The 11,685-nt window shown below is 73.5% G+C and carries 12 protein-coding genes; 11 read left to right on the forward strand and 1 reads right to left on the reverse strand.

What is annotated here, in order from left to right; all coding sequences use genetic code 11:
- Nucleotide 1: 1 nt before the first annotated feature.
- The 9 genes from ctaD (JD77_RS22360) (at nt 2) to JD77_RS22400 (ending at nt 8,314) form a co-directional block, all read left to right on the forward strand.
- A complete protein-coding gene (gene ctaD, locus JD77_RS22360) occupies nt 2–1,927 on the forward strand; it encodes a cytochrome c oxidase subunit I (protein ID WP_145776034.1) in 1,926 nt (641 codons plus the stop codon).
- Nucleotides 1,924–2,550, forward strand: a complete 627-nt coding sequence (locus JD77_RS22365) for a cytochrome c oxidase subunit 3 (protein WP_145776035.1) — start codon at nt 1,924–1,926, stop codon at nt 2,548–2,550. The genes ctaD (JD77_RS22360) and JD77_RS22365 overlap by 4 nt, the downstream gene beginning before the upstream one ends.
- A complete protein-coding gene (locus JD77_RS22370; RefSeq protein WP_145776036.1) occupies nt 2,550–2,948 on the forward strand; it encodes a hypothetical protein in 399 nt (132 codons plus the stop codon). The genes JD77_RS22365 and JD77_RS22370 overlap by 1 nt, the downstream gene beginning before the upstream one ends.
- A complete protein-coding gene (locus JD77_RS22375; RefSeq protein WP_145776037.1) occupies nt 2,936–3,847 on the forward strand; it encodes a cytochrome c oxidase assembly protein in 912 nt (303 codons plus the stop codon). Before JD77_RS22370 ends, JD77_RS22375 begins: the two co-directional genes overlap by 13 nt.
- Nucleotides 3,844–4,236: a c-type cytochrome gene (locus tag JD77_RS22380; RefSeq protein WP_145776038.1), complete on the forward strand. Its 393-nt coding sequence runs from the start codon at nt 3,844–3,846 to the stop codon at nt 4,234–4,236. The genes JD77_RS22375 and JD77_RS22380 overlap by 4 nt, the downstream gene beginning before the upstream one ends.
- A 29-nt stretch (nt 4,237–4,265) precedes the next feature.
- Nucleotides 4,266–5,099 carry a cytochrome bc1 complex diheme cytochrome c subunit gene (gene qcrC, locus JD77_RS22385; protein WP_170286511.1) on the forward strand — a complete coding sequence of 278 codons (834 nt, stop codon included), beginning with the start codon at nt 4,266–4,268 and terminating at the stop codon, nt 5,097–5,099.
- Complete coding sequence (locus JD77_RS22390) at nt 5,096–6,007, forward strand: QcrA and Rieske domain-containing protein (RefSeq protein ID WP_170286512.1); 912 nt, start codon at nt 5,096–5,098, stop codon at nt 6,005–6,007. Before qcrC ends, JD77_RS22390 begins: the two co-directional genes overlap by 4 nt.
- Nucleotides 6,004–7,779, forward strand: a complete 1,776-nt coding sequence (gene qcrB, locus JD77_RS22395) for a cytochrome bc1 complex cytochrome b subunit (protein ID WP_145776041.1) — start codon at nt 6,004–6,006, stop codon at nt 7,777–7,779. The genes JD77_RS22390 and qcrB overlap by 4 nt, the downstream gene beginning before the upstream one ends.
- A gap of 82 nt (nt 7,780–7,861) precedes the next feature.
- Nucleotides 7,862–8,314 carry a PPC domain-containing DNA-binding protein gene (locus JD77_RS22400; RefSeq protein ID WP_145776042.1) on the forward strand — a complete coding sequence of 151 codons (453 nt, stop codon included), beginning with the start codon at nt 7,862–7,864 and terminating at the stop codon, nt 8,312–8,314.
- A gap of 171 nt (nt 8,315–8,485) precedes the next feature.
- On the opposite strand, the gene ctaD (JD77_RS22405) is transcribed toward JD77_RS22400, so the two are convergent.
- Nucleotides 8,486–10,489 carry an aa3-type cytochrome oxidase subunit I gene (ctaD, locus tag JD77_RS22405; RefSeq protein ID WP_145776043.1) on the reverse strand — a complete coding sequence of 668 codons (2,004 nt, stop codon included), beginning with the start codon at nt 10,487–10,489 and terminating at the stop codon, nt 8,486–8,488.
- 576 nt (nt 10,490–11,065) lie between these two features.
- Between ctaD (JD77_RS22405) and JD77_RS33970 the strand changes: the two genes are divergently transcribed.
- Both JD77_RS33970 and JD77_RS32415 read left to right on the forward strand, forming a co-directional pair.
- Nucleotides 11,066–11,422, forward strand: a complete 357-nt coding sequence (locus JD77_RS33970; RefSeq protein ID WP_246140838.1) for a hypothetical protein — start codon at nt 11,066–11,068, stop codon at nt 11,420–11,422.
- A complete protein-coding gene (locus JD77_RS32415; protein ID WP_170286313.1) occupies nt 11,419–11,562 on the forward strand; it encodes a hypothetical protein in 144 nt (47 codons plus the stop codon). Before JD77_RS33970 ends, JD77_RS32415 begins: the two co-directional genes overlap by 4 nt.
- Nucleotides 11,563–11,685 lie beyond the last annotated feature (123 nt).

Consider the following 11,685-nt stretch of genomic DNA (forward strand, 5'->3'; position numbering starts at 1 on the left):
CATGTCCACGACGAGCACGCCATCGGCCGGCGTCGGCCGGGAGGACCTGGAGCGGCTGGCGGCGCACTGGGAGGAACGCCCCTCGCTACGGGCCTGGCTCAGCACCGTCGACCACAAGAAGATCGGGCGCCGCTACCTGGTCACCGCCGGGTTCTTCTTCGTCCTCGCCGGGCTCAGCGCGCTCGTGATGCGTACGCAGCTCGGCCGGCCCGAGTCGGGGCTCGTCGCGCCGCAGGAGTACAACCAGCTCTTCTCCATGCACGGCACGGCGATGGTCTTCCTGTTCGCCACCCCGATGCTCTTCGGCTTCGGCAACTTCCTCGTCCCGTTGATGATCGGTTCCCGGGACATGGCGTTCCCGCGGCTGAACGCCTTCGGCTACTGGGTGTTCCTGTTCGCCGGGCTGTTCATGTGGGCGAGCCTGCCCTTCGGCGCGGCCCCCAACAACGGCTGGTTCGGGTACGTGCCGCTGAGCGACGAGCAGAACAACCCCGGCCTGCACATGGACGTCTACGCGCTCGGGCTGCTCTTCCTCGGCATCTCCACCACCTCCGGGGCGATCAACTTCATCGTCACCGCGCTCAAGCTGCGCGCGCCCGGGATGTCGCTCAACCGGGTCCCGCTGTTCGTCTGGGCGATCGTGGCCACCGCGTTCATGGTGGTCTTCGCCCTGCCGGCGCTGAACGCGGACAACGCCATGCTGTTCCTCGACCGCCGGTTCGGCACGCACTTCTTCGACCCGTCCCACGGCGGGAACGTGCTGCTCTGGCAGCACCTGTTCTGGATCTTCGGGCACCCCGACGTGTACATCATCGTGATGCCGGCGCTGGGCATCGTCTCGGCGGTGCTGCCCGCGTTCACCCGCCGGGGAGTGGTCGGCTACGTCCTGGTCGTGCTGGCGATCGTGTCAATCTCGATCATCTCGTTCGGGGTCTGGGTGCACCACATGTTCGCCACCGGACTGCCGCAGCTGTCGTTCAGCTTCTTCAGCGCGGCCAGCACGATCATCACGATCCCGTCCGGCGTGCAGATCTTCGCCTGGCTGGCCACCATGCTGCTCGGCCGGCTGGTCCTGCGGGTGCCGCTGCTGTTCGTGATCGGCTTCATCGTGACGTTCGTGCTCGGCGGGTTCACCGGCGCGATGTTCGCCGTGACCGCGTTCGACCAGCAGACCACCGACACCTACTTCGTGGTGGCGCACTTCCACTACGTGCTCATCGGCGGCGCGGTCTTCCCGATGCTGGCCGGCGTCTACTACTGGCTGCCGAAGATCACCGGGCGGATGTACCACGAGGGGCTGGCCCGCTGGGCGTTCTGGCTGTTCTTCACGGGCATGCACGTCACGTTCTTCCCGATGCACCTCTACGGTCTGTTCGGCATGCCCCGGCGCGTCTACACGTACCCGAACATCGCCGGCTGGGCCGGCTGGAACCTGGTCAGCACGATCGGCTCGTACCTCCTCGCCCTCGGGGTGCTGCTGACGATCGTCGGCGTGGTGCACACGCTGCGCCGCGGGCGGCCCGCCCCGCCCGACCCGTGGGGCGGCGACACGCTGGAGTGGTCGACCGCGTCGCCGCCCGAGCCGTACAACTTCCCCGTCCTGCCCCGCGTGCACAGCCTGCACCCCACCTGGGACGCCCGCACCGCCGAGTCGACCGGCCCGGGGGCGAGCGCCGACCGCGTCCTCAGCGGGGGACGCCGCACGCTGCTCACCAGCGAACTGGACGCCCGCCAGGAGCGGGCGGTGGCGATGCCGGAGTCGACGCTGAAACCACTCGCGCTCGCCGGCGCGCTGCTGCTCGGCTTCACCGCCCTCCTCCTGGCCTGGTACCCGGTGGCCGTCGTCGCGGCCCTGGCCGTCGCCGCCACCCTGGCCGTCTGGCTCTGGCCGCCCCGGCTGCCGGAGCAGGAGGAGGTGGGCCCGTGAGTGGGCGAAGCGGAGTCGCGGCCGCCACCGGCGCCGAGGCGTTCAGCGCGGAACTGCCGGCGGGCCGGCCCACCGGCTGGTGGGGCATGGTGATGTTCGTGGCGACCGAGGCCACGCTCTTCGCCTGCCTGCTCGGCAGCTACTTCTACCTGCGCTTCCAGTACGGCCCGCAGTGGCCGCCGCCCGGCATCGAGGAGCCGACGCTGCTCAAGCCGCTGGTGATGACCGCGATCCTGGTGCCCAGCAGCCTGCCGGTGATCTGGGCGGAGCACGGCATCCGCCGCGGCCAGCGCTGGCGGCTGCGCTGCGGGATGGCCGCCACCCTGGTGATGGGGACCAGCTTCCTCGCGCTGCAGGCCACCGAGTACGACGAGAAGCTGCACATGTTCACCATGACCACCAACGCGTACGGCTCCCTGTTCTACGTCATCACCGGCTTCCACGGCCTGCACGTCCTGGTCGGACTGACCATGATCAGCTGGCTGCTCGCCGCCTCGCTGCGCGGCGGCGGCTTCGGCCCGCGCCGGCACGAGCGGGTCCGCAACGTCGCCATCTACTGGCACTTCGTGGACGTCGTGTGGGTGGGCATCCTGTTCACCATCTACCTCTCCCCGCGGCTGTGATGAGCGCCCCGCCCGGACCCCACGCCCGCCTGGCCGGCGGCCTGCTGCTCTGGTACGGCGTGCTCGGCGGCGCCGTCGCCTGGTCGGTGCACGCGCTCGCCGCCTGGAGCCTGAGCGAACTCGCCTGCGCGTCCGGGTCCGAGCGCGTCGCCGCCGTACCGCTCTGGGAGGCGGTGGGGCTCGCCGTGGTGATCCCCGGCCTGGCGGCCGTGGGGTCGCTGCTCGTGGCCGTCCTGGCGTGGCGGCGGACGACGCGGGCGCGGCCGGCCGGCGGGGACTCCGCGCTCGGCCGGTCCCGGATGCTCGCCGCGGTGGGCATCTGGAGCAACCTGCTGTTCCTGACGATCATCGCGCTCGGCGGGGTCGCCGTGCTGGTGCTGCCGCCATGCCAGCGCTGACCCTCCACCGGGCGCACGGGCCCGGACAGGACCCGCTGGCCGAGGGCCTGCTGACCATGCTGGTCCTCGTCGCGGCCTGCCTGCTGCTGGCTGGCTACGGGCGCGGGGTCCAGGAACTGTGGGCACGGCGCGGGCGCGGGCGGGTGCTGCCCGGCCGGCGGGTGGCGGCGTTCGGCGCGGGTGCGGTGGTGACGCTCGCGGCGGACCGCGGGCCGGTGCACGAGCTGGCGGAATCCTCGTTCGCCGGGCACATGGCACAGCACATGCTGCTCCTGCTGGTGGCCGGGCCGCTGCTCGCGGCCGGCGCGGCGGGCCTGCCGCTGAGCCTGGCCGTCCCGCGGTCGGCGCGCCGGCTGCTCGCCCGGTGGCGGGTGGCGCCGCCGCTGCGCCGGCTGCGCCGGCCGACCGCGTACGCCCTGCTGGCCGCCGCCGCCCAGACCGGCGTGCTGTGGTTCTGGCACCTGCCCGGGCCGTACGTCGCCGCGGTGGACCGCCCCGCCGTGCACGCCGCCGAGCACCTGTGCCTCGTGGCGACTGCCTGGCTGTTTTGGGCACCGGTGCTCGGCGCGTCCCGGCACCGCGCGCCCGCCCCGGTGGCGGTGCTGCTGCTGGTCGGCGCCATGCTCCCCGCCTCGGCCCTCGGTGCCGTGCTCACGTTCGCGCCGGAACCGGTCTACCCGGCCCGGGTCCTGGGCCCGGACCCGCTGACCGACCAGCAGCTCGCCGGCCTGCTGATGTGGGCGCCGATGGACCTGGTCGCCCTGCTCGTCGCGCTGGCGCTGCTGCTGCGGTGGCTGCTGCGGATGGACCGGGCCCGGCCCGGCGGCCTGCCCGCCGGGCCGGGCCCGGCCGGCGGCCCGCCGGTGCCCACGGCCGACACGGAAGGGATGCTGCGATGAGGCTGCCCCCTCGGCTCTGGGCGCTCGGCGCGGCCCTCCTGGTCCTGCCGGCCGTGGCGGTGACCGGCTGCGACTCGACACCCCCGCCGCCGCCACCCGAGTCCCGCGCCGGACACCCGGACCGGGGAGCCCGGCTGATCGCCGAGTACGGCTGCGGGTCGTGCCACACCGTGCCCGGCGTGCGCCAGGCCGACGGCCTCGTCGGTCCGCCCCTGACCCGGTTCGGCGCCCGCTCCTACATCGCCGGTGAGTTGCCCAACAACGCCGACAACCTGCGGAGGTGGATCTCCGACCCGCAGTCGGTCGAGCCGGGCACGGCCATGCCCAACCTGGGCGTCGGCGCGATCGACGCCCAGGACATCGCCGCCTACCTCTACACCCTGGACTGACGATGCGACGGCCGGCACAGCACGCACGGATGGGGCCGCGCCCCCGCCGGGCCCTCGCCGTGGGCGCGGTGCTGCTGCTCGCCGCGGGTCCGTCCGCGCTCGCCGCGGCTCCGGGGCCGGGTCCGTCCGCGCTCGCCGCGGCTCCGCGGCCATACTCGGCCGCGCACGCCGTGGCTTCCCGGCCCGGCGGCACGCCGTCGGGCGCGGTGGCGTCCTCCGGCCCCGGCGACCGCGGCACCCAGCTCTACCTGCAGAACTGCGCGAGCTGCCACGGGCCGCGGGGGCAGGGGGCGCAGCGCGGGCCGTCGCTGGTGGGCGTCGGCGCGGCCAACGTGGACTTCCAGCTCTCCACCGGGCGTATGCCGGCGTCCCACGAGGTCCAGCAGGCCCCGCGCCGCAGGCCGGTGTTCTCCGCCGAGGACATCGCCGCGATCGTCGAGCACGTGGGGACGTTCGGCGGCGGGGGACCGGCGATCCCCCGGGTCGCCCCGGGGAACATGCCCGCCGGCCGGGAGGTCTTCGCCGCGAACTGCGCGCCCTGCCACGGCGCGGCCGGCGCCGGAGCCGTCCTCACCAACGGGTGGGTCGCCCCGCCGCTGTACGAGTCCACGGCGGTGCAGGTGGCGGAGGCCGTCCGGGTCGGCCCCGGACTGATGCCGGCCTTCCCCAGCCAGGTGCTCAGCGACGCGCAGGTGGACGACCTGGCCGCCTACGTACGGCAGCTGCGCGGCGAGCGGCTGGACCGCGGCGGCCACCCGCTGGGCCGGCTCGGCCCGTCGACCGAGGGCCTCGTCGCCTGGCTGGTCACGCTGGCCCTGCTGGTGGGCGCCGTGCGGTGGCTGGGCAGCAGGGCGGGCCAGTGACCGGCCGGCAGCGGGCCGAGGGCGAGGGCCAGGTCGTCGCGGTGCGGGCCGACCGTCCACCGTCGCCGACCGGCTCCGGGGCGAGCCGCGGAATCGTCGCGGCGTTCCTCGTCAGCGCGGCGGGGGCCGTCGGCTTCGCCGCCGCGTACGGGCTGGGCGGGGGGACCCGGTGGGAGGGCGTCGGGCTCGCGGTGGCGTTCGCCGGGCTGGCCGTGGGCCTCGCCCTCTGGGGGCGGCACCTGGCGCCCGGCGGCGGCTACGTCGAGGAGCACGAGGGCTTCGCCCCCGCCCCGGACGAACAGGCGCTGACCGCGGCGGCGCTCACCGCGCCGGACAGCCCCGTACGGCGCCGGGGCCTGCTCGCCGCGCTGGGGCTGGCGCTGACCGCCCTCGGCGCGGCGGCGCTGTTCCCGCTGCGCTCCCTGCTGCCCCGGCCCGGTGCCCGACCCGTCCGGGCGCTGGGGGAGACGCCGTGGGGGCCGGGCGTACGGCTGGTCGACGACAACGGCCGGCCGCTGCGGCCGCGGGACGTGCCCGCCGACACCCTCGTCGCCGTGTTCCCCGAGGGCGACGCGGGCGCCGGGGACGCCCCCGCGTTCGCGGTACGGCTCGAACCGGCCCGGTTCTCCCGGCCCCCCGCCGGCGGCCACCTCGACGGGCTGGCCGCGTGGTCGCTGCTCTGCACGCACGCCGGCTGCCCGGTGCGGCTCTACCTCAAGGGCACCGGTCGGATCCTGTGCCCCTGCCACCAGTCGTCGTTCGACCTGCTGGCCGGAGCCCGCCCGGTGGCCGGGCCGGCCGCCCGCGCGCTGCCCGGGCTGCCGATCGAGGTCGGCCCGGACGGCTTCCTCCGCGCCACCGGCGACTTCACCGCGCCGCCCGGCGCCGGCTTCTGGGACACGCCGTGATCGTCGACCGGCTGGCCCGGGCGCTGGACGACCGGCTGCGCCTGTCGCCGGTCGCCCGCCGGGCGCTCGCGAAGGTGTTCCCCGACCACTGGTCGTTCATGCTCGGCGAGATCGCGCTCTACTCGCTGGTCGCGCTGATCCTCACCGGCGTCTACCTCACCTTCTTCTTCGACGCCAGCTCCGCCGACCGCGTCTACCGCGGCGGGTACGCCCCGCTCGACGGCGCGACCACGTCCGCCGCGTACGCCTCGACCGTGCGGCTGAGCTGGGACGTCCGGGCCGGCCTGCTGATCCGGCAGACCCACCACTGGGCCGCGCTGGTGTTCGTCGCGGCGATAGCCGTGCACCTGACGCGGATCTTCTTCACCGGCGCGTTCCGCAAGCCGCGCGAGCTGAACTGGCTGGTCGGCGTGACCATGCTGACGCTCGCGCTGGCCAACGGGTTCACCGGGTACTCCATGCCGGACGACCTGCTCTCCGGGATGGGGCTGCGGATCATCGTCTCCGTCGTCGAGTCGATCCCGCTGGTCGGGGCGTGGCTGGCCGCGCTGGCCCTGGGCGGGGAGTTCCCGTCGGAGGAGATGATCCCGCGGTTGTTCGTCACCCACGTCCTGCTGGTCCCGGCCGCCCTCGTCGCCCTCGTCTCGCTGCACCTCGGGGTCATCGTGCGGCAGAAGCACAGCCAGTTCCCCGGCCCGGGCCGCACCGAGCACAACGTCGTCGGCTCCCGCCTGTGGCCGAGCTACGCCCTGCGCTCGCTCGCCCTGTTCGCCTGGGTGCTGGCGGTCCTGTTCGCCCTCGGCGGCCTGGTGCAGATCAACCCCGTCTGGCTGTACGGCCCGTTCGAGCCCGCCCAGTCCACCTCGCCCGCCCAGCCAGACTGGTACGTCGCCTGGGGCGACGGCGCGCTGCGGCTCTTCCCGCCGTGGGAGTTCCGGATCGCCGGGCACCTCGTGCCGGCGCCGTTCCTCCCCGGCGTGGTGCTCGGCGGGCTGACCTTCCTCGCCCTGTACGCGTGGCCGTTCGTCGAGCGGCTGTGCACGAGGGACCGGCTGCCACACCAGTTGCTCGACCGCCCCCGCGACCACCCCGTCCGGCTGGCGATCGGCGTGGCTGTGCTGACCTTCTTCGCCGTCCTCGTGGTCGCCGCGGGCGACGACATCCTCGCCCGGCTGCTGCGGGTGCCCGTCTACGACCTGCTGAACACCTTCCGGGTGCTGGTGTTCGTCCTGCCGGTCCTGTCCGGCGCGCTCGCGTTCCTGGCCGCCCGGGCGCTGCGCCGCGGCGACGCGGCCGGACCGGGCGAGCTGACCCGGGCGGACCTGCGTGCCGCCCGGCGCCCCGCGCCCCGACGAAAGGCGGTCGACGCCCCGGAGCGGCCCGCGCGGGACCGGCCGGGCGAGCGCGTCGAGATGTGGACCGAGGACGGCGTGTGGCGCTGGCGCTACCGCGACGAGCCCCGGCGGTCGGTGATCACCGGCAACCAGGCGCTGCGGTCGGAGGACGAGGCGGCGTCCGCCGCGCGGCTCGCGTACCCCGGGGTCGACCAGGTGGTGGTGCCCGGCCCGCCGCCGCCCCCGCCGCCCGGCCCGCTGCGGACCGCCCTGCGCCGGTGGGGCCGCGCCGCCGCGGCCGGCTCGCTGCTGGTCGGGATCGTCCTCGACTGGCGGCGGAACCGCCGCCGGCCGGCCCAGGACCGGGCGACAGGCGAAGGGGCCGCGCCGCGGCCGGAGTCCCGGGACGAGGCGCCCACGGGCGGTGGGCCGACATGAGCCACAGGAGAGGAGAGGCGATGGACGCGAGGACGGGGACGCCCCGGCAACGTCGGTCGGCGGCCGGACGGGACGGCCGGCCGTGAGGGCCCGGGAGGTACGCCACCAGACCGGACGGGTCCTCGTGCTGGTGTGCGACAAGGGGGAGGAGGCGGTGGCGGCCGTCGGGGCGGCCCTGCGCGAGCAGCGGGTGCTCGCCGCGCGGGTGACCGCCGTGGGCGGCTTCGCCGACGCGGAGGTCGGCTGGTTCGACCGGGACCGCGGCGACTACCGCCGCATCCCCGTGACCGAGCAGGTGGAGGTGCTGTCCCTGATCGGCGACGTGGCGGAGCAGGACGGCGAGCCCGCCCTGCACGTGCACGCGGTGCTGGGCCGGTCGGACGGCGGCACCGTCGGCGGGCACCTGCTGCGGGGCCGGGTCTGGCCGACGTTGGAGGTGGTCGTCTCCGAGGTGGCGCCCGAGTTGGCCAAGCGGGTCGACCCGGAGACCGGCCTGGCCCTGATCTCGGGGGAGCCCCCGGCGCCCGGGCCGTAGCCGCCCGCCCGTCGAGGGGCAGGCGCGTCACCGGCCGGCGGGCGACACCCCGCACGACCGGCTCGGCCGGGCGCGCCGGCCCGTGCGGGGGCGGCACGGGGCCTCCCGCCGCGGTGCTGCTGTCCGCCGGAGAGCTGGGCGGGGCGGCGGCGCCCGCAGGGGCGGCGCTCGCTACCTGTCGCGGTCCGCCTCGCCGGGATCGCGCCACTCCGGCGGGCTCAGCCGGGCCCCGTCGCGCTCCGAGTCCAGCGGGTCCGAGTCGGCCTCGCGGGTCTCCTCGAAGCTGGGCCGGCGTACCTCCTCGGGCGCGGGGACGTGGACCGGCCGGGCGCCCGACTGGGGCAGCGGCTGGAACTCCTCCACCTCCTCGACGCCGCGCGCGCCCGTGGGGCTCGGCGCCTCGGGCCGGCGCGGCACGTGGTGCAGTTCCTCGGCGAAGTGCTGCGGCGGCCGGGCGGCGCGCTGGGGCAGGTCCCGGCCGAGGTCGGCGACCAGGGGGCCGTACTTGGCGTCGAAGGCGGGGCGCTCGGAGCGGATGCGGGGCATGCGGTCGAAGTTGCGCAGCGGGGGCGGGCACGTGGTGGCCCACTCCAGCGAGTTGCCGTACCCCCAGGGGTCGTCGACGGAGACGGTGGCGCCGAAGCGCCAGGACTTCCACACGTTGTAGATGAAGAACAGGGTGGACGTGCCGAGGATGAACGACCCGATGGTGGAGACGGTGTGCAGCGTGGTAAAGCCGTCGCCGGGCAGGTAGTCGGCGTAGCGGCGGGGCATGCCCTCGTTGCCCAGCCAGTGCTGCACGAGGAACGTGGTGTGGAAGCCGACGAGCATGGTCCAGAAGTGGAGCTTGCCGAGCCGCTCGTCGAGCAGCCTGCCGGTCATCTTCGGGAACCAGAAGTAGACCCCGGCGAACGCCGCGAACACGATCGTGCCGAACAGCACGTAGTGGAAGTGCGCCACCACGAAGTAGGAGTCCTGGACGTGGAAGTCCACCGGCGGGCTCGCCAGCAGGACGCCGGTGAGCCCGCCGAGCAGGAACGTGACCAGGAAGCCGACGGCGAAGAGCATCGGCGTCTCGAAGGTCAGTTGTCCCTTCCACATGGTGCCGATCCAGTTGAAGAACTTCACCCCGGTCGGCACGGCGATGATGAAGGTCAGGGCGGAGAAGAACGGCAGCAGCACCTGGCCGGTGGTGAACATGTGGTGCGCCCACACGTTCATCGAGTAGAAGAAGATCACCCACAGCGCGAGGACCATGCTCTTGTAGCCGAACAGCGGCTTGCGGGAGAAGACGGGAATGACCTCGCTGATGATGCCGAAGAACGGCAGCGCGACGATGTACACCTCGGGATGGCCGAAGAACCAGAACAGATGCTGGTAGATGATCGGCCCGCCGTGGTCGGCGTCGTAGACGTGGGCGTCGAGGACCCGGTCGGCCAGCAGGGCCAGGAGCGCGGACGACAGCAGGGGGAAGACCACGACCGCCATCAGGGCGGTGATGAACATCGCCCAGGTGAACAGCGGCATCCGGAACATCGTCATGCCGGGCGCCCGCAGGATCAGGACCGTGGTGATCAGGTTGACCGACCCGAGGATGGTCCCGACGCCGGACAGCACCAGCCCGATGATCCACATGTTGCCGCCGACGCCGGGCGAGTGCTCCGGCTCGCTCAGCGTCGCGTAGGCCGTCCAGCCGAAGTCGGCCGCGCCGCCGGGCGCGATGAACGAGCCCAGCACGATCATGCCGCCGAACAGGTACAGCCAGTACGCGAGGGCGTTCAGCCGGGGGAACGACACGTCCGGGGCGCCGATCTGCAGCGGCACCAGGTAGTTGCCGAAGGCGAACGCCAGCGGGGTGGCGAACAGGAACATCATGATCGTGCCGTGCGAGGTGAACAGCTGGTTGTACTGCTCGGGCGACAGGAACTGCATCCCCGGGCGGGCCAGTTCGGCGCGCATGAGCAGCGCCTCGATGCCGGCGGCGATGAAGAAGAAGAACGACGTGACCAGGTAGAGCAGGCCGATCTGCTTGGCGTCCGTGGTGCCGAGCAGCTTGATCAGCTTGTTGCCGGGCAACGCCGGACGCACCGGGCCCGGATAGCCGCCGAAGTGGGCCGGTGCCAGGACCGCGGTCCCGCGGTCCCGGCCGGTCCCAGCTGGTGTCCGTTCGGGCATGGCTCACCCCATGGGAGATGGCGAGGAGCGGATGACTTGTCGACCTTATTTGGCCAAAGGTGCACAAGGGTGGTATCGCCGTATAGTCCCTCGTACGGGCGGGCCCGACCGGCCGCGCACCCGTCCCGCGCGGCGGATCTGCTGGCGTTGACGCTGCTGTGCCCGCCCGCCCGGCGGGTCGGGCCGACCCGACTCGCCGGCCCGTGTCCCGCCCCGCGGTCGGGCCGGCCGGGCGTCTGCTTCACGTAGGCCCTCGGGGCACTACACCAGGTCAACGTCTCCGAGGAATGCGCCATGCTCCGCCTGGTAGCTGTCGGCGTCCTCGTCCCACCAACGTCGGCTCACCGCCCTGCCTTCTGGGTCGGACACGGTGCGGCGGCTGACGACGGGTTCGGGGGGGCGGTGGGGGCTCGGCCATGCTTGCAACCTGCCAAGATGAGCAGAGGTGGCTCATTCAGGCTCTTCGAAGTTGAGCGGGGTTCGTGGCTGAAGTCGACCCGAGTGTGAAGGGCTCGCAGCCCGTCGGTGATCATCTGAGTGTCTAAGTCGGATGGTCACAAGTGAAGAGCTGCGAGCATGGTCCACGCCGGCGACTTCACCGCCGCACCGAGCGACGAGCTGACCCTTCGGACCCTGCCCACGTTCTTCACAGTGCTGCAGCTGCTCCTGACCGCAGGCGTCACCACGGTCGCCGAGGCGGCTTTCCAGGACCGCCTCTGGCGACCCGGCTGGCCAGCGCCGCAGCGACACGCGGCATCCCTGCGCCAAACCATGGGGGACGAAACGGTCAAGCTGACGCGGACGACGAGGGATCAAACCCCTCGGACGCCGATACGCCGAGTCACTGTGGACAACCCGGGTCGACAGTCGCCTGGTGGCGGCGTTTCGACGGTGCCACTGCCCGCATGGACACAGGATGCATTCATGGCGTGACCTGGTACGCCCATCGGCTCGGCTCCCATGTCGTCGCGCTGGCCCGTAACCTCTCGAAACCGGTGCTGCCGACGCTCGTCGATGCAATCGACCGGCGAGGGCAGGAGGGGCTCGGGTCGCCGCCCTCCGTCTACGGTTAGCCTTTGGTGAGGGGCGCATAGCGGAAGGTGATCTACGTCTGTGGTGGCGGTGGAGGGCGTGGGTCGGATCGCGGGGCGAGCTGTGGGGTCTTGGCCGCCGGGTGGGGGGGCGGTGCCGAGGTC

This window comes from Micromonospora olivasterospora (genome assembly GCF_007830265.1).
GTDB lineage: Bacteria > Actinomycetota > Actinomycetes > Mycobacteriales > Micromonosporaceae > Micromonospora > Micromonospora olivasterospora.